Source organism: Nocardiopsis lucentensis DSM 44048 (assembly GCF_000341125.1).
In the GTDB taxonomy this organism is placed as follows: Bacteria; Actinomycetota; Actinomycetes; order Streptosporangiales; family Streptosporangiaceae; genus Nocardiopsis; species Nocardiopsis lucentensis.
The window spans coordinates 18,651-44,745 of sequence record NZ_ANBC01000571.1 but is presented as its reverse complement, the minus strand read 5'-3'; the positions used below and the strand labels follow the sequence as shown (position 1 = coordinate 44,745).

General features: G+C 71.1%; 26 protein-coding genes. 21 read left to right on the top strand and 5 right to left on the bottom strand.

Annotation, left to right across the window (positions count from 1 at the left end; translation table 11 throughout):
• The 13 genes from mraY to D471_RS39120 all read left to right on the top strand — a co-directional run.
• On the top strand, positions 1-646 hold a 646-nt coding region (gene mraY / locus D471_RS0119925; protein WP_017600246.1), incomplete at its 5' end, for a phospho-N-acetylmuramoyl-pentapeptide-transferase.
• 4 nt (positions 647-650) lie between these two features.
• Positions 651-2,093 carry a UDP-N-acetylmuramoyl-L-alanine--D-glutamate ligase gene (gene murD, locus D471_RS0119920; protein ID WP_017600245.1) on the top strand — a complete coding sequence of 481 codons (1,443 nt, stop codon included), beginning with the start codon at positions 651-653 and terminating at the stop codon, positions 2,091-2,093.
• Between the two features lie 164 nt (positions 2,094-2,257).
• Complete coding sequence (gene ftsW, locus D471_RS0119915; protein WP_026127891.1) at positions 2,258-3,688, top strand: putative lipid II flippase FtsW; 1,431 nt, start codon at positions 2,258-2,260, stop codon at positions 3,686-3,688.
• Positions 3,685-4,845: an undecaprenyldiphospho-muramoylpentapeptide beta-N-acetylglucosaminyltransferase gene (gene murG, locus D471_RS0119910; RefSeq protein ID WP_017600243.1), complete on the top strand. Its 1,161-nt coding sequence runs from the start codon at positions 3,685-3,687 to the stop codon at positions 4,843-4,845. Before ftsW ends, murG begins: the two co-directional genes overlap by 4 nt.
• Positions 4,842-6,296: a UDP-N-acetylmuramate--L-alanine ligase gene (gene murC / locus D471_RS0119905; RefSeq protein ID WP_017600242.1), complete on the top strand. Its 1,455-nt coding sequence runs from the start codon at positions 4,842-4,844 to the stop codon at positions 6,294-6,296. Before murG ends, murC begins: the two co-directional genes overlap by 4 nt.
• A gap of 146 nt (positions 6,297-6,442) precedes the next feature.
• Positions 6,443-7,207, top strand: coding sequence for a cell division protein FtsQ/DivIB (locus D471_RS0119900; RefSeq protein WP_026127890.1), 765 nt, complete (start codon positions 6,443-6,445; stop codon positions 7,205-7,207).
• A 487-nt stretch (positions 7,208-7,694) separates the two neighbouring features.
• Positions 7,695-9,248 (top strand): cell division protein FtsZ, encoded by a 1,554-nt coding sequence (gene ftsZ / locus D471_RS0119895; protein WP_017600240.1) that lies wholly within the window; start codon positions 7,695-7,697, stop codon positions 9,246-9,248.
• A gap of 240 nt (positions 9,249-9,488) precedes the next feature.
• Positions 9,489-10,208: a peptidoglycan editing factor PgeF gene (pgeF, locus tag D471_RS0119890; protein ID WP_017600239.1), complete on the top strand. Its 720-nt coding sequence runs from the start codon at positions 9,489-9,491 to the stop codon at positions 10,206-10,208.
• Positions 10,209-10,363: 155 nt separating this feature from the next.
• The gene (locus D471_RS0119885) at positions 10,364-11,092 is read left to right on the top strand and encodes a YggS family pyridoxal phosphate-dependent enzyme (RefSeq protein WP_017600238.1); all 729 of its coding nucleotides are present in this window, start codon (positions 10,364-10,366) and stop codon (positions 11,090-11,092) included.
• A gap of 136 nt (positions 11,093-11,228) precedes the next feature.
• A complete protein-coding gene (locus D471_RS0119880) occupies positions 11,229-11,756 on the top strand; it encodes a cell division protein SepF (RefSeq protein WP_017600237.1) in 528 nt (175 codons plus the stop codon).
• Between the two features lie 39 nt (positions 11,757-11,795).
• Complete coding sequence (locus D471_RS0119875) at positions 11,796-12,095, top strand: YggT family protein (protein ID WP_017600236.1); 300 nt, start codon at positions 11,796-11,798, stop codon at positions 12,093-12,095.
• A 127-nt stretch (positions 12,096-12,222) separates the two neighbouring features.
• Positions 12,223-13,110, top strand: coding sequence for a DivIVA domain-containing protein (locus D471_RS0119870; RefSeq protein ID WP_017600235.1), 888 nt, complete (start codon positions 12,223-12,225; stop codon positions 13,108-13,110).
• A gap of 811 nt (positions 13,111-13,921) precedes the next feature.
• Positions 13,922-14,152: a hypothetical protein gene (locus tag D471_RS39120; RefSeq protein WP_017600234.1), complete on the top strand. Its 231-nt coding sequence runs from the start codon at positions 13,922-13,924 to the stop codon at positions 14,150-14,152.
• An 83-nt stretch (positions 14,153-14,235) separates the two neighbouring features.
• Here the strand turns inward: D471_RS39120 and ileS are convergent, their stop codons facing one another.
• Positions 14,236-17,436 carry an isoleucine--tRNA ligase gene (ileS, locus tag D471_RS0119860; RefSeq protein ID WP_017600233.1) on the bottom strand — a complete coding sequence of 1,067 codons (3,201 nt, stop codon included), beginning with the start codon at positions 17,434-17,436 and terminating at the stop codon, positions 14,236-14,238.
• 367 nt (positions 17,437-17,803) lie between these two features.
• Between ileS and D471_RS0119855 the strand changes: the two genes are divergently transcribed.
• The 4 genes from D471_RS0119855 (at position 17,804) to D471_RS0119840 (ending at position 20,190) form a co-directional block, all read left to right on the top strand.
• A complete protein-coding gene (locus D471_RS0119855; RefSeq protein ID WP_017600232.1) occupies positions 17,804-18,064 on the top strand; it encodes a hypothetical protein in 261 nt (86 codons plus the stop codon).
• Between the two features lie 187 nt (positions 18,065-18,251).
• Positions 18,252-18,662 carry a TraR/DksA family transcriptional regulator gene (locus D471_RS0119850; RefSeq protein ID WP_017600231.1) on the top strand — a complete coding sequence of 137 codons (411 nt, stop codon included), beginning with the start codon at positions 18,252-18,254 and terminating at the stop codon, positions 18,660-18,662.
• A 29-nt stretch (positions 18,663-18,691) separates the two neighbouring features.
• A complete protein-coding gene (gene lspA, locus D471_RS35275) occupies positions 18,692-19,267 on the top strand; it encodes a signal peptidase II (RefSeq protein ID WP_017600230.1) in 576 nt (191 codons plus the stop codon).
• The gene (locus tag D471_RS0119840) at positions 19,264-20,190 is read left to right on the top strand and encodes an RluA family pseudouridine synthase (protein ID WP_017600229.1); all 927 of its coding nucleotides are present in this window, start codon (positions 19,264-19,266) and stop codon (positions 20,188-20,190) included. Before lspA ends, D471_RS0119840 begins: the two co-directional genes overlap by 4 nt.
• A 57-nt stretch (positions 20,191-20,247) precedes the next feature.
• On the opposite strand, the gene D471_RS0119835 is transcribed toward D471_RS0119840, so the two are convergent.
• Complete coding sequence (locus D471_RS0119835; RefSeq protein ID WP_017600228.1) at positions 20,248-21,213, bottom strand: DMT family transporter; 966 nt, start codon at positions 21,211-21,213, stop codon at positions 20,248-20,250.
• A 73-nt stretch (positions 21,214-21,286) separates the two neighbouring features.
• Here D471_RS0119835 and D471_RS0119830 point away from each other — a divergent pair, with 73 nt between their 5' ends.
• Positions 21,287-22,192 (top strand): LysR family transcriptional regulator, encoded by a 906-nt coding sequence (locus D471_RS0119830; protein ID WP_017600227.1) that lies wholly within the window; start codon positions 21,287-21,289, stop codon positions 22,190-22,192.
• Between the two features lie 35 nt (positions 22,193-22,227).
• Here the strand turns inward: D471_RS0119830 and D471_RS0119825 are convergent, their stop codons facing one another.
• From D471_RS0119825 to D471_RS0119815, 3 genes are all read right to left on the bottom strand, one after another.
• Positions 22,228-22,545, bottom strand: coding sequence for an AzlD domain-containing protein (locus tag D471_RS0119825; protein WP_017600226.1), 318 nt, complete (start codon positions 22,543-22,545; stop codon positions 22,228-22,230).
• Entirely contained in the window at positions 22,542-23,267 is a 726-nt protein-coding gene (locus D471_RS0119820; protein WP_026127889.1) for an AzlC family ABC transporter permease, read from the bottom strand. Before D471_RS0119820 ends, D471_RS0119825 begins: the two co-directional genes overlap by 4 nt.
• A gap of 70 nt (positions 23,268-23,337) precedes the next feature.
• Positions 23,338-24,195, bottom strand: coding sequence for an AraC family transcriptional regulator (locus D471_RS0119815; protein ID WP_017600224.1), 858 nt, complete (start codon positions 24,193-24,195; stop codon positions 23,338-23,340).
• A 63-nt stretch (positions 24,196-24,258) separates the two neighbouring features.
• On the opposite strand from D471_RS0119815, the gene D471_RS0119810 reads away from it, so the two are divergent.
• From D471_RS0119810 to D471_RS0119800, 3 genes are all read left to right on the top strand, one after another.
• The gene (locus D471_RS0119810) at positions 24,259-24,702 is read left to right on the top strand and encodes a GNAT family N-acetyltransferase (RefSeq protein WP_017600223.1); all 444 of its coding nucleotides are present in this window, start codon (positions 24,259-24,261) and stop codon (positions 24,700-24,702) included.
• Between the two features lie 141 nt (positions 24,703-24,843).
• A complete protein-coding gene (locus tag D471_RS0119805) occupies positions 24,844-25,512 on the top strand; it encodes a PaaI family thioesterase (RefSeq protein ID WP_017600222.1) in 669 nt (222 codons plus the stop codon).
• 249 nt (positions 25,513-25,761) lie between these two features.
• Complete coding sequence (locus D471_RS0119800; protein WP_017600221.1) at positions 25,762-26,073, top strand: chorismate mutase; 312 nt, start codon at positions 25,762-25,764, stop codon at positions 26,071-26,073.
• Positions 26,074-26,095: the final 22 nt, after the last annotated feature.

Below are 26,095 nucleotides of genomic sequence, written 5' to 3'. Positions count from 1 at the left end.
CGGATACACGCCGGCCGCCCCCAGCCTGTCCTTCCTCCGCGACTTCGGCCCCGCGCTGATGCTCCCGCTGTTCATCCTCTGGGCGCTGTTCCTCATCGTCGGCTTCTCCAACGCGGTCAACCTCACCGACGGCCTCGACGGCCTGGCCACCGGCGCGACGATCCTGTCACTGGTCGCCTATGTCATCATCGGCAACTGGCAGCTGCGCCAGTCCTGCGTCTCCTACCTGGCCACCAACTGCTACACGGTCCGCGACCCCCTGGACCTGGCCGTGGTCGCCTCCGCCGTCCTCGGCTCCTGCATCGCCTTCCTGTGGTTCAACGCCCCTCCCGCGAAGATCTTCATGGGCGACACCGGCTCCCTGGCCCTGGGCGGTCTCATCGTGGGTCTGGCCATCACCACCCGCACCCAGCTCCTGCTGCTGCTCATCGGCGGTCTGTTCGTCATCATCACCATGTCCGTGATGATCCAGATCAGCTCGTTCCGCCTGACCGGCAAACGCGTCTTCCGGATGGCCCCGCTCCAGCACCACTTCGAGCTCAAGGGATGGGCCGAGACGACCATCGTGATCCGCTTCTGGATCATCCAGGGCTTGTTCGTGGCGATCGCCATCGGACTGTTCTACCTGGAATGGATGCCAAGGTAGAGGCATGGCGAACCACGAGAACCCCGACACCGCGACCGCCTTCGCCGACCGCACGGTCTGCGTCGCCGGGCTGGGCGTCTCCGGTCCCCCCGTGGCCCGGGCGCTCCTGGCCCGCGGCGCCCGCGTGGTCGTCGTCGACGGTCGCGACGACGACACCACCCGCCCGGTGGCGGCCGAACTGACCGCGGCCGGCGCCGAGGTCGTCCTGGGGGACACCCCGCTGCCCGAGGGGTGTGACCTGGTCGTCACCTCTCCGGGGTGGCGGCCCGACTCCCCGCTGCTGCTCCGCGCCGCGGAGGCGGGGATCGAGGTCGTCGGCGACGTGGAGCTGGCCTGGCGGCTCAAGCCCGCCGACCAGGTCTGGCTGGCCGTCACCGGCACCAACGGCAAGACCACCACGGTCCGGATGCTGGAGGCGATGCTGCGCGCCGACGGGCGTGACGCGCTGGCCGTGGGCAACGTCGGCACCCCGATCATCGACGCCGTCCTGCCCGACGCCGACGGACACGTCCACGACGTCCTGGCGGTCGAGCTGTCCAGCTTCCAGCTGCACTGGTCCTCCACCGTCCGCCCGCACGCCGCCGCCGTGCTCAACGTCGCGCCCGACCACCTGGACTGGCACGGCGGACTCACCGCCTACGCCCGTGCCAAGGGCCGGGTCTTCGCGCGCGGCACCGTGCGCGTGGTCAACACCGCCGACCCCTGGTCGGTGCGCCTGGCCGAGGAGGACGGCGACCCGCACACGCCGATGGTGGGGCTGCGTCTGGAAACCCCCAAGGCGGGGGAGCTGGGCGTGGTCGAGGACCTGCTGGTGGACCGGGCGTTCGTCGCGGAGCCGCACAGCAGCGCCGAGGAGCTCGCCACCCTCGCCGACGTGCGTCCAGCCGCCCCGCACAACGTGGCCAACGCCCTGGCCGCCGCCGCGCTGGCCCGCTCGATCGGTGCGGCTCCGGAGTCGGTGAAGGCCGGACTGACGGCCTTCGTCCCCGAACCGCACCGCATCGCGTACGTGGCCACGGTGGGCGGTGTCGACTACGTCGACGACTCCAAGGCCACCAACCCGCACGCCGCGGCGGCCTCGCTCAGCGCCTTCCGCTCGGTGGTGTGGATCGCGGGCGGACTGCTCAAGGGCGCCGAGGTCGACGATCTCGTGGCCATGGCCGCGGACCGGCTGCGCGGCGCGGTGCTCATCGGCGCCGACCGGGCCAGGTTGCGCGAGGCCCTGGCCGAGCACGCGCCCGACGTTCCGGTGGTGGAGGTCGAGGGACCGGCCGCGGACGCCCCCGAGGGGCACACGGTCATGGACGCGGTGGTGTCCGCCGCCGCGGAACTGGCCGCGGAGGGCGACACGGTGCTCCTGGCGCCAGCCGCCGCCTCCATGGACATGTTCACCAATTACCCCGAGCGGGGCCGATTCTTCGCCGAAGCGGTCGAACGACGACGCTGAGTATCGGATTGACGCCCGTGCGTCACGAATGCGCGCGCGGGCGCCTCCAGTGTGCCCGGTACCACTCACCCGGGCGCCAAAGATAGCCAACACGCGGGAAATGTCCGCGCTCTCGCACGTGCCCGTACGCCAGTATTGAGGCGCGAATCGTGCGGAGGGTGTGGATGGCGGCGACGACAACGGTCCCAGGGGTGACCCGGCCCCGGGGACGCGCGGCGACCGGTGGGCGCCAACGGGCGCTCTGGCGTGAGTGGGCGCGGTCCCTCGACCGTCCCCTCACCTCCTACTACCTGGTCCTGGGCACCGGCGTGATGCTCATCGCCCTGGGCCTGGTCATGGTGCTGTCGTCGACGATGGTCAACTCGATCACCGAGACCGGCTCAGCCTTCTCGATGTTCCAGCGCCAGATGGTGTCGGCGTGCATCGGCCTGCCGCTCATGCTGCTCGCCTCCCACCTGCCGCAGTGGGTGCTGCGCATCGCGGGCTACCCGGCGATGATCATCTCCGTGGCCTTGCTGCTGCTCACCACGTTCCAGGGCACCGAGGTCAACGGCGCCATGCGGTGGCTGGAGATCGGTGGTCTGACCATCCAGCCCTCGGAACCGGCCAAGCTCGCCTTCGCCCTGTGGGGCGCCAACGTGCTCGCGCGCAAGGAGGAGCTGCGGGAGCTCACCGAGTGGCGGCACCTGCTCTTCCCCCTGTTGCCCGGATGCGGGCTGCTCGCGCTGCTCGTGCTGCTGGGGTCGGACCTGTCCACGACGCTCGTCCTGCTGCTCGTCTTCCTCTCCCTGCTGTGGGTGGTCGGTGCGCCCGGGCGGCTGTTCGTGGCCATGTTCGGTCTGGTCACGGCACTGGCCGTGATCGTCATCGCGATCGAGCCCTACCGCATCACCCGCGTCACCGCCTTCCTGGACCCCGGCTCCGACCCCACCGGGAACGGCTTCCAGTCACTGCACGGGCTGTACGCGCTGGGCACCGGTGGGGTGTTCGGCCTCGGTATCGGGGCGAGTCGGGAGAAGTGGGGCTTCCTGCCGTTCGCCGAGTCGGACTTCATCTTCGCGATCATCGGTGAGGAGTTCGGCCTCATCGGCACGCTCGTGGTCATTTCCCTGTTCGGCGTGCTGGGGTACGCCGGACTGCGCGTGGCCCGCAGGGTCGATGAACCCTTCGCGCGCCTGGCCGCCATCGCGCTCGTCGCCTGGATCCTCGGCCAGGCGATGATCAACATCGCCGCTGTCATCGGTCTGGTCCCCGTCACCGGGATCCCGCTGCCCCTCGTCTCCTACGGCGGTTCCGCGCTCATTCCGACCATGGTGGCCCTCGGTGTCCTGCTCGCCCTGGCCAAGGCCGAGCCCCAAGCGAGGAAAGCCCTGGCGGCCCGGGGTCCCAGTGGGGCCCAAAGGGCTCTAAGCTGGCTGGGCCTGGACAATGTCGGTACCGCGGTGCCCAAACGGAGTGGCGCCGCGGTCCCCAGGCGCTCCACCACAGCGCGCGGCTCCCGGACGACGGGCCCCCGTGGTGGCAGGACGACGGCCAAGCACAGGAGCGGACCGGTCCCGGCGGGTGACCGGCCAAGGAGGAATCGGCGACGATGAGGGTAGCCCTAGCCGGAGGCGGCACGGCCGGGCATATCGAGCCCGCACTCTCCCTTGCCGACGCGCTCAGGCGCGTCGACCCCAGCACGGAGATCCTCTGTCTGGGCACCGAACGGGGGCTGGAGACCAGACTGGTTCCCATGCGCGGTTACGAGCTCGGCCTGATCCCGGCGGTTCCCCTGCCACGCAAGCTCACCCCCAAGCTGCTCACGGTCCCGGGCAAGCTCGCCGGCGCGCTCAGCGCCGCGGGTGAGCAGCTCGACCGGCTCCAGGCCGACGTCATCGTCGGTTTCGGCGGCTACGTGGCCACACCCGGCTACCTGGCCGCTCGGCGGCGGCGCATTCCGATCGTCGTGCACGAGGCCAACCCGCTTCCCGGCCTGGCCAACCGGCTGGGGGCGCGGTTGACCCCGCACGTGTACACGGGGCACCCGCACACCCAGATCCGCAACGGCCGTTTCGTCGGCATTCCCCTGCGCGAGCAGATCACCAAGCTGAACCGGCTGGCGATGGGCGACAAGGCCCGTGCCTACTTCGGCCTGCGCCACGATCTGCCCACCCTGCTGATCTTCGGTGGCTCCCAGGGCGCCCAGCGCATCAACGAGACCGCCTTCGCCGCCGCCCCCTACTTCCGGCAGAGCGGTGTCCAGGTCCTGCACGTCGTCGGCCCCAAGAACGCCGAGGAGCCCCAGGACCTGACCCAGGACGGCATCCCCTACGTCGCGGTCCCCTACGTGGACCGGATGGACATGGCCTACGCCGCGGCCGACATCGCGATGTGCCGCTCCGGTGCGATGACCTGTGCCGAACTCACCGCCGTCGGTCTGCCCGGCGCCTTCGTCCCGCTGGCCATCGGCAATGGTGAGCAGGCCCTGAACGCCGAACCGATCGTGCAGGCGGGCGGCGGCCTCATGGTCAACAACGCCGACGTCTCCGTCGAGTGGATCACCAGTCAGCTCATCCCCCTGCTCACCGACACCGACCGGGTCGTGACCATGTCCGAGGCGGCCGCACGGATGGGCCGCAGGGACGCCGACATGGAGTTGGCCCGCGAGGTCATGGCGATCGCCCGCGGCGACAAACCCACCCCGGAGCTGCCCGTCGAGGACGGCGACGGCGACGAGGTCTTCTACGACGACGGCAAGGACGCTCGATGAGTCTTGTTCCTCCCACCGACCCGGTCCCCGTGGACAAGCTCGGCCGCACCCACTTCATCGGCCTGGGCGGCGCGGGCATGTCCGGTATCGCCCGTGTCCTGCTCCAGTCCGGGGTCGAGGTGTCGGGCAGTGACGCCCGGGACAGCGAGACCCTTCGCGAACTGGAGGAGATGGGCGCGAGGACACACGTCGGCCACACGGCCGAGCACCTGGGCGCCGCCGAGACGCTCGTGGTCTCCTCCGCCATCCGCGACGACAACCCCGAACTGGTCGAGGCCCGCCGACGCGGTCTGCGGATCCTGCCGAGGGCCGCCGCCCTGGGCGCGCTGCTGCTGGGCCGTGAAGGCGTCGCCGTGTCTGGTACGCACGGCAAGACCACCACCACGTCGATGGTCGCCGTCGTGCTCCAGCACCTGGGCGCCGAACCCGGCTACGTGATCGGCGGCAAGCTGGTCACCACCGGCCTGGGCGCCGACGCGGGGATCGGCCCGGCCATCGCCGTGGAGGCCGACGAGAGCGACGGCTCCTTCCTCATGCTCTCCCCGAAGATCGCCGTGGTCACCAACGTCGAAGCCGACCACCTGGACAACTACAGCGGTCTGGACGAGATCCACGCCAATTTCGCCGCGTTCGTCGACCGGGTCGAGCGCACCCTGATCGTCGGCGTTGACGACCCGGGCGCCCGTCGGGTCGCCGAGATCGCCCGTGAGCGCGGCAAACGCGTCGTGACCTACGGAGAGGCCGACGACGCCGACTACCGGATCACCCGGACGGTCGCACGCGGCTTCACCACCGAGTTCACGATCGAGACCGTCGGCGGCGATCCCATCGACGGCACCCTGGCGGTCCCGGGGCGGCACAACGTGCTCAACGCGGCCGCCGCGCTCGTGGTCGCCGACGAACTCGGCCACGACCTGGACGTCGCGGTGGAGGGTATCGCCGACTTCGCCGGTGCCGCGCGCCGCTTCGAGCTCAAGGGCGAGGCGGACGGTGTGGCGGTCTACGACAGCTACGCCCACCACCCCACGGAGATCGAGGCCGACCTGCGCGCCACCCGGGCCGCCCTGGAGTCGGTGGCCGGGGAGGCGGTGGAGCGGGGACTGCCCCAGGGCCGGGTCGTCGCCCTCTTCCAACCCCACCTGTACAGCCGCACCCGCTTCTTCGCCGACGAGTTCGCCGCCGCGCTCAGCCTCGCCGACGAGGTCGTCGTCATGGAGGTCTACGCCGCCCGTGAGGACCCCGATCCCGGGGTGACCGGCGAGCTGATCACCTCCAGGGTCGACCACGACCGCGTGTGGTACGTGCCCGGAAGGGACGAGGTCGTGCGCCGTGTGGCCGAACTCGCCCGCCCCGGGGACATCGTGCTCACCATGGGCGCGGGTGACGTCACCGAGCTGGGGCCGCGGATCGTGGAGGCCTGTGCCGAGGCCGCGGAGATCGCGGCCGGGTAGGCCGTCCGGGCGACGGGCGGGCGAGGCGAGCCGCGTGGCGAGGAACGAGCGACAGGCGTGGCCGAGGATGAAGCATCCCTGCCCTCGGGGCGCCCGAACACGGGCCGAAGCCAAGCGGCAGGCCCAAAGTAAGCAGGGGGAGACACGTGAGCGCTGACCAGGGCGGGACGAAGACCAGCACGAAACCGGCTTCGAAACCGGCTTCGAAGCCGGGCACGAGAGCGCGGGGGAAGTCCGACCCCTGGAAGCTCGCCTTCGTGGCGCTGCTGGTGGTCGCCCTGGTCTGCGTGGTCACCTGGGTGCTCCTCGGGTCCCGGCTGCTCGTGGTGCGCGACGTCGCCGTCACCGGCCTGGACAGGGTCTCGGCGGAGGAGGTCGTGGCGGCCGTCGACGTGCCCACCGGCACGCCGCTGATCCGTGTCGATCTGGAGGGCGGCGCGCAACGGGCGGAGTCCGTCGAACTGGTGGAGTCGGCCACGTTGACACGCGGCTGGCCCGCCACCCTCCGCGTGGAGGTGGTCGAGCGCCAACCGCTGTTGGCGGTCCGGGCCGGTGACGAGTACCGCCTCGTGGACGGGGACGGCGTGCGCATCGAGGATTCGCCGACGCGCCCGGGCACCCACCCGGTGGTGCGCGTCACCGGTGAGGTCGAGGGGAACGAGGCGGTCCGGGCGGCGGCGGACATCGTCGAACGCGCACCGGACTCGCTCCTGGCGCAGATCCAGCTCATCGACGCCACCGAGACCGACGCGATCACCCTCGACCTCGGTGACGGCTCCCTCGTGGAATGGGGCGACCCCTCAGGCACCGCCGACAAGAGCGCCGTCCTGCGCGTGCTCATGCGTGAGCACCCCCCGCAGGACGGGCTGGTCTACGACGTGAGCGTTCCTGACCTGGCCATCGTTCGGTGAAGCGTTACCCAGTGCGAGGAAAAGGAACGACAGGGTCGCTCACCGCGCCCAGGAGGAGTGTCGTGGGCCACCCTGCGGGACGTTTTACCGATCGGCGCGGACATTCCAGACGCGACGCGCCGAGTGCGCACATCGCTTCCCCGTGTTATGCGCGGTTAGGCTGATCCCAGCACGGTTGCCCGTACTCGGCAGTCCGCTTACTGTCGGGAAGCACAACCACCGTCAAGAACGTAGCAAAACACGCTTTTCGGGGTACGCAGGAACCGTTCTCATCCGTCCACGAGGCGGAGGGCATCGGCCGGTCGGCCGGATGCGGAACGGGATCAGGTGGCCCCGGGTCCCTTGACACCGGCGTCGTGGACGCCGCGGTGCGGGGAACCCGAAACGCACATGGAGTAAACCGGATGCCGAACCTGAGGCGTCTCCGGCGGCCAGAGCCCCGGACACGGTGAGGGGACGGCTCATGCGAGCGGAAAGGCCCCTCGTCGTGGCAGCACCGCAGAACTACCTCGCGGTCATCAAAGTCGTCGGCATCGGCGGCGGCGGTGTCAACGCCGTCAACCGAATGATCGAAGAGGGGCTCAAGGGCGTCGAGTTCATCGCCATCAATACCGATGCCCAGGCGCTGCTGATGAGTGACGCCGACGTCAAACTCGACGTCGGTCGTGAGCTCACCCGCGGTCTGGGAGCCGGAGCCAACCCCGACGTCGGCCGTAAGGCCGCCGAGGACCACCGTGAGGAGATCGAGGAGGTCCTCAAGGGGGCCGACATGGTCTTCGTCACGGCAGGCGAGGGCGGTGGGACGGGCACCGGAGGGGCACCCGTCGTCGCCAACATCGCCCGCTCCCTCGGGGCCCTCACCATCGGTGTGGTCACCCGCCCCTTCGGCTTCGAGGGCAAGCGGCGGGCCACCCAGGCCGAGTCGGGAATAGCGATGCTCCGTGAGGAGGTCGACACACTCATCGTGATTCCCAACGACCGGCTGCTGTCCATCTCCGACCGGCAGGTCAGCGTGTTGGACGCCTTCAAGGCGGCCGACCAGGTCCTGCTCTCGGGTGTTCAGGGCATCACCGACCTCATCACCACCCCCGGCCTGATCAACCTGGACTTCGCGGACGTGAAGTCGGTCATGCAGGGCGCCGGCTCCGCGCTCATGGGAATCGGATCGGCGCGCGGGGACGATCGCGCGGTCGCGGCGGCGGAGATGGCGATCTCGTCACCGCTCCTGGAGGCGAGCATCGACGGGGCCCACGGGGTCCTGCTGTCCATCCAGGGCGGCTCCGACCTGGGCCTGTTCGAGATCAACGAGGCCGCCCAACTCGTGGCCAACTCGGCCGCGCCCGAGGCCAACATCATCTTCGGCGCCGTCATCGACGACGCGCTCGGCGACGAGGTGCGCGTCACCGTGATCGCCGCGGGCTTCGACGAACCCGAAGTGACCGGTCCCGTGGTGCGGGAGCGCCGCCCCGTGGACCCTTCTGAGGCCGCCGCCCCCAAGGCGATCACCGAGACCGCACCGGAGGCGCCGAAGGAGCGGGCGTCGTCCGTGGCGGACACGGGTGGGGCGACGGCCGGCACCATGCCGTGGACCGCTCCGACGCGACCGGAACCGACCAGCGCCCCGGAGCCCGCGCGCCCGCAGGCCCAGCCGGCCCAGCCGGTCCAGCCGGTCCAGTACCAGCAGGTGGAGCCGGAGCGGCCGACGCCGGCCGTCCCGACCGCCTCCTCCGCGCCGACCACCCCGGCCACGCCGTCGACTCCGTCGGCGCCGACCGAATCGGAGCCGCCCGCGGAGACGCCGTCGCACGCCCCGACCTCCTTCCCGGAGAGCCACGCCGAGCCCGCCGCCGAGGCGGCGCCCGCTCAGGAGCGGCCGGTCGAGCGGGAGACGGAGGAACCCGCTGCGCGGGAGGGGCGCAACGGTCCCATCCACGCCGTCACCGACTCCACCGCCGAGCGGCGCGGCGAGGTTCCCACACCCCGGCGCCGCGTCATCTTCGACGACCCCGACGACCTGGACATCCCGGAGTTCCTGAAGTAACGGGATCCAACCCCGGTAGCATCTGAGTGCCGACGGCCCCGCCTTCCGTGGCGGGGCCGTCGTCGCCCCCGGGGATGTCGTTCACACGGCCGTGCCTCCCCGTGCGGGCCCGAGGACAGACCACCGTTCCGCGAAGCCGCTCCCTGGGCGGTGGTGGGCGGCGACAAGGTAGAACTGCGCCGGAGGCGTCCGTTGAAGGGGTCCCCCCACGAAGCGGCCTCCGGGCTAGGGGAGGGCCGGATGGGCAACGTCATCGACCTGGGCCGCGGCGTACGCGCGTCCGTCACCGAGCGGAGCGGCGGTGTGAGCGCGCCGCCCTACGACTCCCTCAACCTCGGACTCGGCACGGGTGACGCGCGCGAGGCGGTTTCGGCCAACCGGGAGACCGCGGCTCGGAACCTCGGCTTCGACGTGGACCGTGTCGTGTGGATGAACCAGGTGCACAGCGCCGACGTCCTCGTGGCCGCCGGACCGGGGGAGGTGGGCACCTGCGACGGGGTGGTCACCACCCGTTCCGACCTGGTCCTGGCCTCGATGGCCGCCGACTGCCTGCCCGTCCTGGCCGCCGACGCCGAGGCCGGAGTGCTGGGCGCGGCCCACTCCGGCCGCCTGGGGACGGCGGCGGGTGTGGCCGCCAACCTGGTGGAGACCATGGTCGCCCAGGGCGCCGACACCGACCGGATCACCGTCTTCCTCGGCCCCGCCATCTGCGGCAAGTGCTACGAGGTGCCCGAGCACGTACGGGACGAGACCGCCCGGAACACGCCCGAGGCCGCCTGTGCGACCCGCCAGGGCACGGCCGGTGTGGACATGCTCGCCGCCGTCACCGCCCAGCTGCGCCGCGCCGGGGTCGCCGACATCACCGCCGACGGCCGTTGCACCCTGGAGAGCCCCGAACTCTTCTCCCACCGCCGCGACGCCCCGACCGGACGGTTCGCCTCGTTCCTCTGGCGGGTCTGAGCCCCGGACCGGGTCACCCGGTACCGTTCCCCACCCCGGGAGACGGGACGCCAGGTCGTACTCTGTGTCTGCGATGGTGGGTGGACCCGTCACCACCACGGGCCACCTCGAATGACTCGATTCACCCCGGTCCCGCGGGGAACAGAAGGGAAACAGTGTCACACCCCGACCCCGCGCGCGTAGCCCAGGTCCGCGCGAATCTCGACGCCGTACGGGCCAGGATCGACGCCGCCTGCGCCAAGGCCGACCGTGACCCCGCCGAGGTGTCGCTGGTCGCCGTCACCAAGACCTACCCGGCCAGCGATGTGCGCGTCCTCGCCTCCCTCGGCGTCACCGACGTCGGGGAGAATCGCGACCAGGAGGCCGCGCCGAAGGCCGCCGAGACCGCCGACCTGGATCTGACCTGGCACTTCGTCGGCCAGTTGCAGACCAACAAGGCCCGCTCGGTGGCCGGTTACGCCGACGTCGTCCACTCGGTGGACCGGGCTCGTCTGGCCCGGGCCCTGGGCGAGCGCGCCGCGGCCGCCGGACGGCATCTGACCTGTCTGATCCAGGTCAACCTCGACTCCGACTCCCAAGCGGGCGTGATCGGACCGCGCGGCGGAGTCGACCCACGGGACGCACTCGACCTGGCCGAGCGGATCGACGAGCACGAGGCGCTCACCCTCGGGGGTGTCATGGCGGTGGCTCCGCGCGAGGGTGACGCCCACGCCGCCTTCGCCCGATTGCGGGCGGTCGCCGACCGTGTCCGCGACCGCTACCCGGGGGCCGCGGCGATCTCGGCGGGTATGAGCGGTGACCTGGAGGCGGCCGTCGCGCACGGTTCGACACACCTGCGACTCGGCACGGCGTTGCTCGGCGACCGGGCGCCGATCGTGGGGTAATGTCCCCACATAGACCTTGGGGCCCGTCTGTGGAGTTCGCCCCAATGGGCGCTCCGCCCCGCGAGGGTGGTGAGGGACGGGTGAAGATGGAGGAGCTGGCTGCGGTGAAGGCCGCGGGGACGACGGAGGGCATGGGATGGCCGGCGCGATGCGCAAGATGGCGGTCTACCTCGGCCTCGTGGAGGACGACCGTTACGATCACCGCTATGCGGACGAATATGATGAGTTCGACGAATTCGACGAGGGGTCGGATGAGGGGCGGGACGGCGACGCCGACGCTCCGCGAGGCGAGGAAGCACGGGGCGACTCAGTGACGGACACCGACGACTACCTGGGTTCGGGCGACCGGCGCGGTGGCTCGACCACGGTGGCCTCCACCGCCGACCTCGCGCGGATCACCACGCTCCACCCCCGCACCTACAACGAGGCGCGTACCATCGGAGAACACTTCCGGGAGGGTACACCGGTGATCATGAACCTGACCGAGATGGTCGACAGTGACGCCAAGCGTCTCGTCGACTTCGCGGCTGGTCTGATCTTCGGTCTCCATGGCAGTATCGAGAGGGTCACCAACAAGGTGTTCCTGCTCTCTCCGGCGAACGTCGAGGTGACCGCCGAAGACAAGGCGCGGATTGCTGAGCGAGGGTTCTTCAATCAGAGCTAGACCATCACACCTGTCCAAAGATTGGGTCGGGGAACGACCGTGAGTATCGTCCTGTCAGTGCTGCTCATCGCGCTCCAGATCTTCCTTTTCGTGCTGATCGCGAGAGTGGTCCTGGAGATGGTGCAGTCCTTCTCCAGGACATGGCGTCCCACGGGGTTCGTGCTCGTGCTCGCTGAGATCGTGTACACGATCACCGACCCACCACTGAGGTTCCTGCGTCGGTTCATCAAGCCGGTGCGACTGGGGAGCATCGCACTCGACCTGAGTGTGTTGATCCTGTTCATCGCCGTGTGGCTGCTGATGAACGTACTCGGGGGCCTCGCAGCTACGGTCGCGTAGGGATACACAGGGCAACGAGATACCCCTGATTCCGTTATGTGGTCTTGGTCATGATCTGGATTGCCGTAAGGTCACGATCAGGTAGCGTCCCTACGGACAGACTCCCAAGCGCGCCAAGGAGACGAAGATGCCGCTGACACCCGCGGACGTGCGGAACAAGCAGTTCAGTACCACCCGGCTCCGACCGGGATACGACGAAGAAGAGGTCGATGCCTTTCTCGACGAGGTCGAGTCCGAGCTGGACCGGCTGATCCAGGAGAACGAGGAACTGCGCGGCAAGCTCGCCGAGTGTCTGCGCGGCAAGGTCCCCAACGCCGGCATGCAGGACTTCCAGCAGCAGGAGGCCGCTCCCGAGCCCCAGCAGCACGTCGAGCAGATGCGCCCGGAGCCCGTCCAGCCGCCGCAGGCCGTCGAGGCTCCCCAGCCTCCCGCCCAGCCCGCCCAGATGTCGATGACCGGTGCGAACCTGGCCATGGGCGGCGAGGAGAACATGGACACGGCCGCCCGTGTCCTGGCGCTCGCCCAGCAGACCGCCGACCAGGCGATCTCCGACGCCCGCCGCGAGGCCGACGAGACGCTGGGCCGCGCCCGCCACGAGTCCGAGGACATCCTCGGCAAGGCGCGCCGTCAGGCCGACCAGATCATCGGTGAGGCCCGCGCCCGCTCCGAGAACCTGGACCGCGACGCCCAGGAGCGCCACCGTCAGGTCATGGGCAGCCTCGTGCAGCAGCGCGAGGAGCTGGAGCACAAGGTCAACGTCCTCAAGGACTTCGAGCGCGAGTACCGCAGCCGCCTGAAGGACTACTTCGAGCGGCAGCTGCGCGAGCTCAACGAGGAGGGCAAGTCCGGTGAGCCCAACCCGAACACCACGGGTGGCTTCCAGACGATGGCTCCCCAGTCCGGAGGGGCTCCGTCGCTCCAGCAGCACGGCCCCGCGGGCAACCCGTTCGGGCAGCCCGAGCCCGCCCCGCACGGTGGTTTCCACCCGGGTGAGGCTCCGCACGAGCGCCGCTGAGCTCGGCGGTGTGCGGTTCCGAACAACTGAAGACTCCGGCTCAACGCGTGTAAAGGCCCTGGTCGACCCGTGATCCTTAGCGTCATCGCAACCGTGGCGGTGCTGGCGGCCATCGCCGTCATCGCGGCTGCCCTGCTGTTCGCCGAGACCACCTTGGTGTACGTCGCACTCGGACTCGGCGCGGTCAGCGCCCTCCTCTTGGTGGGGGCGATGATCCAGGGCCGGTTCAGCGGGGGAGGATCGCAGCGGGAACGTTCCGGGACGGACGGTTTGGGGAAGGCGTCCGTCCCCGTGACACCCCCGGTTCCCCACGAACGGCCGGAGGACCCAGGGCGTGTACCCGCACCGGCGCCGGAGCCGGTGCGGGAGGTCACCACGGCCCAGGAGCCACGCCTCCAGGACACACGGGTCGTCGAGGAGCCCGGCGAGCCGGAGCCCGGTCCTCCCCGTGGAGAGACGCCCGTGGCGGCCGCGTGGCCGAAACCGGACACCGGGCCTCCCGCCCCCGAAGACTCCCGCGAGCGGATCGCGGAGGAGGAGACGAGCCCCGCGGACACACCGGACACGGTGTCCGCCCGGGAGGCCGCGGACGAACCGGCCCCCGCGCACGACGACGAGACGCCCCCCGAATCCCCCACCGAGCGGGACACCCCCGCCTCCGAGACCATTCCTGACGGGGACGATACTCCCGCCACCCCCTTCAGCTACCGGATCCCGAGCCTTCAGGACACGGTCGACGCGGCCGCACCGGCCCCCGNNCCCCCCCGCCGCATCCGATGCGGCGGAGATCGCCGCGCCGACCGCCCACGAGGTGACCGAAGCCGACGACGAGCCCTCACCGAACGACGTCGGGGAGCGCGAGGAGGCCCGCGCCGAACCGGACGAGGACGCCGCCGACGGGGAGGCCGGGGCCGAAAGCCACGAGCCGGAGCCGCAGACCCCGGCGGACACGGTCGAGGACGACACCGACACCGCCCCCACCACGGCCGCGGAGGACCGTGCCTCCGCCACCGAGGACGAGGAGACCGACCGAGTCCACTGACACGGACCCGAACGCACGACGGGCGCCGCTCCACCCTCCGGAGCGGCGCCCGTCCGCCTTCACGGTCAGTCGGAGCCCGACCGTCAGACCCGGCGGAACCCGAAGGTCACACCGAACTCCTCGGACGAGGCGGTGAACAGGTCCTCACCCGACTCACCGGCGACGAAGGCGTCCGCCAGGACCTCCCCGGCGATCGCGTCCCCGTGCTCGACCAGAGCCTGTTCGGTGCTCTCCTGCGACGCCGACCACCACACGTGGATCCGGTCGGAGACCTCCAAACCGCTGCGCTTGCGGGCGTCCTGGAGCATCCGGACCATCTCCCGGGCCAGGCCGGCGCGGCGCAGCTCGGGAGTGAGCTCCAGGTCCAGGGCGACGGTCTCCCCGGACTCGGAGGCCACCGTCCAGCCCTCCCGGGGCTGCTCGGTGACCAGCAGCTCGTCGGCGCTGACGTCGACGGGTTCGTCCTCGACGCGCACCTGCGCCCAACCGGTGTCGCGGACCCGGGCGACCAGCTCGGCCGGATCGGCCGCCTGGATCGCCTTGGCCACCAGCGGGGTGCGCTTGGCGAACCGCTTGCCCAGGGCTCGGAAGTTCGGCTTGACGACGTAGTCCACCAGGTCGCCGCCCACGGAGGACAGCGCGTCCAGCCGCTCGACGTTGAGCTCGTCGGCGACCTGGTCGCGCAGCTGGACCGGCAGTTCCGCGAACCCGGGCGCGCCCACCAGGGCACGGGCCAGCGGCTGGCGGGTGCGCACCGCCGAGTCGACGCGGGCCGACCGGCCCAGTTCGACGAGACGGCGGGTGAGCCCCATCTGCTCGGACAGCCCGGTGTCGATCAGGTCCTCGTCCACCGTCGGCCACGACGCCAGGTGCACCGAGTCGGGGGAGTCCGGTCGGCGCAGCGCCGACCACACGTGGTCGGTCAGGAACGGCACGATCGGCGCCATCAGCAGGGTCACCGTCTCCAGCGCCTCGAACAGCGTCGCGAACGCGGACGCGCCCTCCGGGGTGTTCGCCCCGCCCCAGAACCGGCGGCGGGAGCGGCGCACGTACCAGTTGGACACGTCGTCGACGAACGCGGTCAGGCGCCGCCCGGCCGTGGTGGTGTCGAAGGAGTCCATCGCCTCGGTGACGTCGCGGACGACCTCGTTGAGCTCCGACAGCAGCCAGCGGTCCAGCAGCGGACGGTCCTTCGGCGCGGGCGCCTGCGCCAGCTTGGCGTGGTCCCAGCCCTCACCGGCGTTCGCGTACAGGGTGAAGAAGGAGACCGTGCTGTAGTAGGTCAGCAGGACCTTGCGGACGATCTCCTCCAGGGCGGCGTGACCGACCCGCCGGGCCGTCCACGGGGAGCCGCTGGCGAGCATGAACCAGCGCAGCGCGTCGGCGCCGTGCCGGTCCATCACCGGGATGGGCTCCATGACGTTGCCCAGGTGCTTGCTCATCTTGCGGCCGTCCTCGGCGAGGATGTGGCCGAGCACGACCACGTTCTCGAAGGAGTTGCGGCCAAAGACCAGGGTGCTCACGGCCAGCAGCGAGTAGAACCACCCGCGCGTCTGGTCGATCGCCTCGGAGATGTACTGCGCCGGGAAGTTCTCCTGGAAGGTGTCGGCGTCCCGGTGCGGCGCGCCCCACTGGGCGAACGGCATCGACCCGGAGTCGAACCACGCGTCGATGACCTCCGGCACACGGCGCGCCACCCGCTCCTCCTCGGGCAGCGAGGGGTCGGCGTCGGGGTCGGGGATGACGACGTCGTCGACGTAGGGGCGGTGCGGGTCGAGGTTGGACAGGTCCTGCCCGCTGAGCCGGCTCAGCTCCTCCAGGGAACCGACGCAGATCTGGCGTCCGTCGGGGAACTCCCAGATCGGCAGCGGCGTGCCCCAGTAGCGGTTCCGGGAGAGCGCCCAGTCGACGTTGCCCCGCAGCCACTCGCCGAAGCGGCCCTCCTTGACGTTCTCCGGAACCCAGTTGGTGACGTCGTTCTGGGCGATGAGCTCGTCCTTGACCGCCGTCGTGCGGATGTACCAGGACGGGACCGCGTAGTACAGCAGCGCGGTGTGGCAGCGCCAGCAGTGCGGGTAGGAGTGCTCGTACTGCTGGTGGCGGAACATCAGGCCGCGGTCCTTGAGGTCGCGGACCAGGGTCTTGTCGGCCTCCTTGAAGAAGGTCCCGCCCACCAGCCCCAGGTCGCCCTCGAACGTGCCGTCGGGGCGCACCGGGTTGACCACCGGCAGGCCGTAGGCGCGGCAGGTGGTCATGTCGTCCGCACCGAAGGCGGGGGCCTGGTGGACCAGGCCGGTACCGTCCTCGACGGTGACGTAGTCGGCGAGCAGGACGAAGTGCGCGGGCTCGTCGAAGGGGACGAGGTCGAAGGGGCGCTGGTAGGTCCAGCGCTCCATCTCGTCACCCTCGAACCGCTCGCCGGTCAGCTCCCAGCCCTCGCCCAGGACCTTCTCGAACAGGGGCTCGGCCACCACCAGGCGCTCGGTGCCGTCCGTGGCCACCACGTACGACACGTCCGGGTGCACGGCGACGGCCGTGTTGGAGACCAGCGTCCACGGGGTCGTGGTCCACACCAGGAGCGAGGTCGGGTGCTCGGGCGTGGCCAGCGGACCGGAGGTCACCGGGAAGCGCACGTAGACGGACGGGTCGGTGACCGTCTCGTAGCCCTGGGCGAGCTCGTGGTCGGACAGCGTCGTGCCGCACCGGGGGCAGTAGGGGCTGATCCGGTAGTCGCGGACCAGGAGCCCCTTCTCCCAGATTTGCTTGAGCGCCCACCACACGGACTCCACGTACTGGGGGTCCATGGTGCGGTAGGCGTCGTCCATGTTCACCCAGTAGCCCATGCGCTCGGTCATGGCGGTGAAGGCGTCCACGTTGCGCAGGACGGACTCGCGGCAGCGGTCGTTGAACTCGGCGATGCCGAAGCTCTCGATGTCCTTCTTGCCGGACAGGCCCAGTTCCTTCTCCACGGCGACCTCGACGGGCAGGCCGTGGCAGTCCCACCCGGCCTTGCGGTCGACGTGGTAGCCGCGCATGGTGCGGAAGCGAGGGAAGACGTCCTTGAACGCACGGGCCTCGACGTGGTGCACGCCGGGCTGGCCGTTGGCGGTGGGCGGCCCTTCGTAGAAGACCCAGTTGGGGCCGCCGCGGGTCTGGTCGAGCGAGCGCTGGAAGACGTTCTCCTTCGACCAGCGGCCGAGGATCTCGCGCTCCGTCGCGGGTAGATCGATCTGCGCGGGCAGCTGGGGCAGCGCGCGGGATTCGGGCCGGGGGTCGTTGGCCACCGTCGTACCTTTCCATCAGGGGTGTGCCTGACGGAGGGACGAGGCTCAAGCCCCGCGGTACCACCCTCCTTGGAACCGCGGCCGATCCGCTGGGCGGTCGGCGGGCGGGTCCCTCTTCGTTACGCCGGTGCCGGTTCTACTGGGGAGCGCGGGGCTCCCGTTCCTCCGGCGGCTCCGGGGTGATCTTCGCGCTGGTCGTGCCCCCGGGCTCCCACCAACCCCGGGTCGCTTGGACGGAGTGGGCCCTCTAGGCTGTGTCCGTCCGGTCGGGGCCAGCGTTACTCGTCCCCATCGACGCCTTGAGAGTCAGGATAACGCAGCGCGGTGCGGTGCACGGCGCGATTTCGCCCAGGGGAGGGTGCCGGTCATGGCGGAGGGCACGCGCGGCGCGGTCATGGTGAGCCTGCCCGACCGCGAGGACGCCGACGAGCTGGCCGAGCAGTTGCTGGAACAGGGCTATGAGCCCTGTCACGTGCACCGGGACATGCTCGCCGGGGAGGACGACGCGGAGGACGTGGACTGGGTGATCGAGGTGTGTACCGGCCCCCACGGCGGTCCGGCCGTGTTCGACGAACCCCACCTGTCCGCGCTCGCGGAGGACTACGGCGGGTTCGCCTCCGTGCGATAGCACCGGGAAGCACCGGGGCTTGGCCGTCGTTTGAACCAGGTGAGACGAGGGCACACCGCCTGGATCATTGCCTTGGGCTCGTGTTTTGCCTAGGCTTCCGGCACCGCTCGCGCAACGTCCCACGTGGGGGAGGTCCCGCGGTCCGCGGGGCATGGGGCGGGCGAGCCCGTCTGGGAGGGGAAGTGCGATGAAGGCCACTGAAGCCGCCAGGCTGCCGGTCCGTCCGGGGGAGGAGCCCTGGACACCGGAGGAGATCGCCGAGGTCCGCGAACAGCTCCAGAACGAGATCGCGGCCCTGCGCGAGGAGATCCGCGAGAGCGAGGACGAGCTCGCCGCCCGGCTGAGCGACCCGGTCGAGGGCGCGGGGGACGACCCCGCGGACACCGGGGCCAAGGCCTTCCAGCGCGAACACGATCTGGCGTTGGCCTACAATACTCGTGACCTGCTCGCCAAGAGCGAGCGGGCGATCGAACGGATGGACGCGGGAACCTACGGGGTCTGCGAGTCTTGCGGCCAGGCCATCGGGAAAGCACGCCTGCAGGCCTTCCCCAGAGCCACCCTGTGCGTCACCTGCAAACAGCGCGAGGAGCGTCGCTGACTGAGGTAGAGCCCTCCGGGGACAGCAACATGACCACGCCCGACACCGCCGAGGCGCGACCGCGCAGGTACCTGCTCCTGCTGCTGGTCGCGCTCGCCGCGGTCCTCGCCGACCTCGCCACCAAGCAGTGGGTCCTGTCGACCTTCTCCGAGGGGGAGAGCGTCGACGTGATCGGCGGGCTCCTCCAGTTCACACTGGTGTACAACACCGGGGCGGCGTTCTCACTGGGCACCGACCACACGTGGATGTTCACCGGCATCGCCATCGTCGTGGTGGCGGCCATCGCCTACCTGGGTCTGCGCGTGCGCAACGTCTGGTGGGGGATCACCCTCGGCCTGATGATGGGCGGGGCGGCCGGAAACCTCCTGGACCGTCTCTTCCGTGACCCCGCCCCCTTCCACGGCGCGGTCGTCGACTTCATCCGCGTGCCGTACTGGCCGGTGTTCAACATCGCCGACTCCTGCGTCGTGGTGGGCGCGTGCCTGGTGGTGCTGTTGACCTTCAAGGGGATCAATCTGGACGGCAGCCTGGCCGTGGACGAGAAGAAGAAGGACGGCGCGGCGGACCGTTCGGACGATGACACCGACGAGGGGACGGGCAAGTGACCGACACACGGACCCTGCCGGTGCCCGACGGGCTGGAGGGCGACCGGCTCGACGCGGCGATCGCCCGCATGTTCGGTCTGTCGCGCACCCGCGCGGCCGAACTCATCCTCGACGGCAGTGTCCTGGTCGACGGGGCCGAGGCGGGCAAGTCCGACCGGGTCCAGGCCGGCGCCTGGCTGGAGATCACGCTCCCGCCGCCGCCCGTCGCGCCGGTGCCGCGCCCCGAAGCGGTACCGGGTCTGCGGATCGTGCACGAGGACGCCGACATCATCGTCGTGGACAAACCGGTCGGCGTGGTCGCCCACCCCACCGTGGGCTGGACCGGGCCGAGCGTCCTGGAGGGGCTGCTCGCCTCCGGTATCCAGGTGGCGACCAGCGGAGCGGCCGAGCGACAGGGGATCGTGCACCGTCTGGACGCCAACACCACCGGTCTGATGGTCGTGGCCAAGAGCGAGACCGCCTACAGCGTGCTCAAGCGGGCGTTCAAGGAACGCACCGTGGACAAGCGGTACCACACGCTGGTGCAGGGGCACCCCGACCCGTTGCGCGGCACCGTCGACGCGCCGATCGACCGGCACCCCTCAGGGGACGGGCGTTGGGCCGTGGTCGCCGGGGGGCGTCCCTCCGTCACCCACTACGACACCCAGGAGGCCTTCCGGGCCGCCAGCCTGCTGGAGATCAAGCTGGAGACCGGGCGCACACACCAGATCCGCGTGCACATGTCGGCGTTGCGTCACCCGTGCGTGGGAGACATGCTCTACGGAGCCGACCCCACACTCGCCGAGCGGCTGGGCGTGCGGCGCCAGTGGCTGCACGCGGTGCGGCTGGGCTTCGACCACCCGACGGAGCACCGCCCGGTGGAGTTCGCCAGTCCCTATCCGGACGACCTCGCGGCGGCGGTGGAGACGCTGCGCGAGGACTGAACCGCCACACGCGCCGAGGGGGCGGTCATGGGGAGCACACCCACCTGACCGCCCCCGTCACGTTTCCCGGGACGGGGGGCGACGGGTGCGTAGAACCCCCTGGCACAGGGCCGCGCCCAGGATGATGACCACGGCGCCCAGCGGCTGGTTCCACGTCAGCGTCTCGCCCATGAGCACGATGCCGGCCGCGATCGCCACGACCGGCACCACGTAGGTGACCGTCGTGGCCACGGTGGCGCCCGCGGCGCGCACGATGGCGTACTGGAGGATGTAGGCCGCTCCGGTGCCCAGGGCGCCCAGCGCGACCACCGAGGCGACCACCCGCCAGCCCATGTCCGCGGGCGCGTCGGTGACCAGCGGCGCCAGGATGACCAGCGGTACCGATCCCAGCAGGAGCTGGAGCGTACTCAGCTCCAGGGCGCCGTGTGAACTGCCCGCCACGAACCGCCGCAGATAGGGCGTGCCGAGCCCGTAGCAGGCGGTCGCGCCCACCACGAGCAGCATGCCGACCAGGGCGTCCCGGTCTTTGACCGACACCTCGCTCAGGGAGTTCCACACCCCGAACACGGTGAGGACGCCGACGAAGCCGATGACCAACCCCAGCATCCGGTCCCGGTCGGGACGCTCGTCGGCGAGCAGGAGCATGGAGAACACCACGGCGAACAGCGGTGTGGAGGCGTTCACGATGCCCATGAGGGCGGAGGGAATGAGCTGCGCGGCGTATCCGAACAGGGTGAACGGCACCGTGTTCAGCAGCAGCGCGGTCACGAACAGGTGACCCCAGAGCCGGGGTGAGCGCGGTAGCCGTCCGCCGCGCAACAGCAGGACGGCCAGGAGCGGGAGCGCCCCGCAGACCATCCGTCCCAGCGTGAGTTGGATCGGGGGCAGCGCCTCGGCGCCGATCTTGATGAAGACGAAGCTGGTGCCCCAGATCAGGGCCAGGAGCACGAACTTGGTACGCCAGTCGGACAACACACGGGTGACGGTCCCGGACGTGGTCGGGGACGGGGAGAGCACGGACATACGACCGTTGTACCTTTGTCGGACGTCTTAGGTCTACTTACAGTTCCTTAATCAGTGAGTTAGAATTCCTTACATGCTCAGTGTCGACCGGCTCCGCGTCCTCCACGCCGTCGCCGCGCACGGTTCCCTCAGCGCCGCGTCCCAAGCCCTCCACGTCACCAACTCCGCCGTGTCCCAGCAGCTCACCAAGCTGGAACGCGAGGTCGGTCAGCCCCTGGTGGAGCGGACCGGGCGGGGCGTGCGCCTCACCGACGCCGCCGAGCTCCTCGTCGAGCACACCGCCCGCATCCTGTCCCTGGTCCAGCGGGCCGAGGCCGAACTGGAAGCCCACCGCGACGACGTCGTCGGACACCTGCGGCTGTCGGCCACCCCCACCGCCGTGCGCGGCCTCCTGCCGCACGCCCTGGTCTCCCTCCGCGAGGCCCACCCCGGACTGCGCCTGGAACTGCACGAGGAGGAACCGCACGAGAGTCTGCCCGCCATGGCGCGGGGGGACGCCGACCTCGCCATGGTCGTGGACTGGGACGGCGCCCCGCTGGATCTGCCCGGCGGCATGAGCCGGGCGCCCCTCATGGAGGACGTCGGTGACATCGCGCTGCCCGCCGACCACCCCCTGGCCCACCGTGAGCTGCTGGACCTGGAGGAGATCCTCACCCTGCCGTGGATCAGCTGGTCGCGCAGGTCGATCTGTGACGACTGGCTGCATGACATGATCCGCTCGCGCGGCGCCGAGCCCGTCATCATCCACAACGTCGAGGAGCACCAGACCAAACTGGCTCTCATCGCCGCCGGGATCGGCGCCGCGGTCATGCCCCGGCTGGGACGGGGACCCGTGCCCGAGGGGGTGCGGATCGTTCCCGTCCAACCCGCGCTGGTCCGCCAGGTGTACGTCTTCTGGCGCAGCGACGGCTCACGGCGGCCCGCCATCCGCGCGGTCGTGCGCGCGCTGAGGGAGTCCGCCGCGACCTACACGGAGTGACCGGGCAGCGTCCGACGCGGGCCCGCGGCTTCGCCTCAGCCCACACCCCACCACCGGAGCGCGGCCGTGGCCGTCGCGGCCACCACGACCACGACGAGGAAGGGCGCCCGCAGAACGAGGGCGACCACGGCCGCGCCGATCCCGCCCATCCGCGCGGTGTCCCAGGCCAGCGCCTGGCCCTCGCCTCGCAGTGCCTCCACGGCGATCAGCGCGGCGAGCAGGGCGATGGGGACGGTCATGGCGAACCGCTGGAGCCAGGGGTTGTCCAACAGGCGACGAGGGGCGGCGAGCCCGGCGTACTTGAGCAGGTAGCACCCAGCGGCGGTGGCGACCAGGGCGATCCACAGGGTCATGGCCGACCCTCCTCGACGGTCGCGCGGCCGGTCCGGGGCACCGTTTCCGGAGCGGGGCCGAGGAGCCCGACCAGGGCGGCCGAGGCGGCCAGCAGTACCGGCACCCCGGGTGGCAGGAGGGGTGTGGCGGCCAGCGCGACCCCCGCGCCGAGCAGGGCGATCACGCGCACCCGTGTGTCCCCGTCGCGCAGCCGCGGCCACAGCAGCCCGAGGAAGACCGCCGGTCCCACCGCGTCGAGTCCGAACGCCGACACGTCGGCCACCCGGTCCGTGGCCAGTGACCCCACCAGGGTCGTGGCCACCCAGAACGCGCCCAGGACCACGTAGGTGGCCGTGAACGCCTCGCGGGCCGAGGCCCGGTCGGTGTGGGGCAGGGTCATCGCTGCGGTCTCGTCGATGACCCCGTGGGCCGCGACGGCCCGCCGTAGGCCGCGCCACCCCAGGATGTCGGCCAACCGCAGGCCGTAGAGGGTGTTGCGGGCGCCGAGCAGCAGGGCCCCGAGCACGCCCGCGACCAGACTGCCGCCCCCGGCGACCACACCGACCAGGGCGAACTGGGAGGCGCCGGTGAACGCGAACAGACTCAGGAACACCGCCTGCGCGGGCGAGAGCCCGGCGGTCACCGCCGCGGTGCCGAAGGCCAGGCCCGCCGCGCCCACGGCGACACCGAGCCCGACGCCGTCGCGCACGGCGGTGGAACGAAGGAACGAGGGAGCTTTCACGTCCACCGACGGTAGGTACGCGCCCCGGTCCGGGTCTTGAACGTTCTTGCGCGCGTGGACGGCGGCCGCCTCAGGAGGCCAGGATCGCCCGTTGGTAGGTGCCGGGCGGCACGCCCAGATGGCGTTTGAAGTGGCGGGTCAGGTGCGGTTGGTCGGCGAAGCCCACCTCGGCGGCGACCTCGCCCACACGGCGGCCGGAGCGCAGCAGGGAGCGGGCGCGGTCGATCCTGAGCTGGTTCAGGTAGGCGTGCGGGGGCAGGCCGTGGGCGGCACGGAAGGCCCGGGTCAGCGCGAACGGCCCCATCCCCACCCGCGCCGCCAGTTCCTCCAGCGTGGGCGGGTCCACCATCCGCTCCGCCAGGACCTCGCGGGCCAGGGCGACCTGCGGTCGGGCGGTGCGCTCGACCGGCTCGGCGGCGCGTTCGCGTCCGTGGGAGCTCAGCAGCAGCCCCATCCCCCGCCGGGCGTGGGAGGAGGCGTCCAGCGGCTCGCCCCGCTCGGCGGCCAGGTGCGCGCGGGCCAGGGCCCGAGCGGCCTCGGGCGCGTGGATGCCCGAGTCCGTGAAGGCGGGCGTCCCGCGCATCCCCAGTTCGCGGGCGACGTCCTCGACCACCGCGGGAGAGGGGTAGAAGACCCGGTAGCTCCACCCCTCCGGGGTCCCGGCGTGGCCCGTGTGCACCTCACCCGGGCCGACGACGGCCAGACCGCCCGGACCCACGCGCGCGTGGCCGCGCTCGTGGGTGTACTCCTCGATCCCGCCCGTGATGACCCCGATCGTGTACGTGGGGTGGGTGTGTCGGACGAACGCGGTGGTGACGAAGCGCGCGGTGAGCAGTTCGGTGTCGGGCAGCCCGGAGAAACGCCAGTAGCGCGCGTGCTCCGCGCGCGGGTCCTCGACGGACGGGTGAACGGTCTCGGGCTGGCCCATACGCCCAAGACTAGGTGCGACGCCGGCGGCCCGACCGGTTCCGGGTGCGGTTAGTCTGCGGACATGACCAGTACCGAACCGCTGATCCGCCTGGCCGTGGACGAGCCCGACCGCGCCGCCGTGTTCGTCATCCGGGGCGCCGTGTTCGTCTCCGAGCAGCAGGTGCCCATCGAGGAGGAGTGGGACGAGCGCGACGCGACCGCGGACCACCTCCTCGCCCTGGTCGACGGTGTCCCCGTGGGCACGGTCCGACTCGTGGAGGAGGACGGGGGAGTCGGCCTGCTCGGCCGGCTGGCCGTCCTGCCCAAGGGAAGGGGGACCGGCACCGGAGCGGCCCTGGTGCGCGCCGTGGAGGACCGGGCCAGGGAGCGCGGTCTCACGGCGGTCGAACTGCACGCGCAGACCCACGCGCTCGGCTTCTACGAACGGCTCGGCTACACCGCCCACGGCGAGGAGTTCCTGGACGCGGGCATCCCCCATCTGCACATGGTGCGCCACCTGGGCTGACCGCTGACCGCTGATCGCGGCTCGGGGCGCGGACACGAGCGCAGGGCACGAGACGTCTTCCCGGAATACTACCGAGTAGGATTCGGTTTTGACGTTCGTGCCCCCCACCTCCCGTGCACATCCCGATCCGACGAGGAACACATGACGGTCAACACGCAGCCGGTCTCCGCACTGCCCGACCCCCGGGAGTTCGGCCTCCCCGTCGTCGACGGCGCCAGCATCCCCCCGGAACTGCGTTCCCTGGTGGCCCGTGTCCACGACCTCATCGACGCCGTCGCCAACACCGAAGCCGACTCGGACGCCCTCGCCGAGGCCGCCGCCGCCGTCGAGACGCTCACCGACCGGCTCAACGTCGCCCGCCGCGAGGTCGGCACCATGGTCGAGCGCGATCTACGCGACGGCACGACCGAGTACGGCACCATCACCAATATCGTCGCGGGCGACACCAACCCCGCCGCCCCGCCGCTCTCCCTGGAACGCACCGCCGAGGGCCTGCGCGGTGAGGTCACCCTCAGCACCGTCTACCAAGGGCCGCCCGGGCTGGTCCACGGCGGATGGGTCGCCGCCCTGCTCGACCAGGCCCTCGGCAGCGCCGCCGCGGTCGCGGGCATGCCCGGCCTCACCGCCAGACTCGAGACCGACTACCGCAGGCCCACCCCGCTGTTCACCCCGCTGGAGATCACCTCGCGCGTGACCGGGGTGGAGCGGCGCAAGGTGTTCGTCTCCGGGGAGATCCGTGCGGGCGGCGAGGTCACCGCCGAGGGAACCGCCATCATGGTGCAGTTCAAACTGCCCGAGCCCGGCGCGTAACGAGGGTCGGGCGGGCGAGCGCCGGACGCAGGAGGTAGGATCGGCGCCATGATCCACCGCTATTTCGTGTTTAGCCAGCCGACGGTCCCGTCGGCCGCTGACACGTAGGCGGACACAGGGATCGTCGGCAACGGAGCACTCGGGCATCGCCCCGGTGCTCCTTCGTCTTTCAGGCGGCCGATGCTCCCCACCGACGGCATCCCGACGGGACGTTCGGCCGCACCACGCCCACACCCGTTGGAGAGCACCGTGCACCGTCAGGCCACCACGCCCGAGCCCGCCGCCGACGAGCGGATCCGCCACCTGCGCGGCCGCATCGACCGGATGGACGCCGAACTCGCCGAGCTCCTGGAGCGCCGCGCCCTCGTCGCCGCCCAGGTCCAGCGGCTCAAGCCGGTCGGCTACTTCGCCGGACGCGACGCGCGCCGCGAGCGTGAACTGGTCGAGCGCATGGCCGAACACGCCCCGCGTCTGGGCCCCGACCGGCTCGCCGCGATCATGGACAGCGTCATCAGCGCGGGACTGGCCGCAGCCCAGGAGGAGGCCGAAGGGCGGCGCTGACCAGTGCCGACCCCCAGGCGCG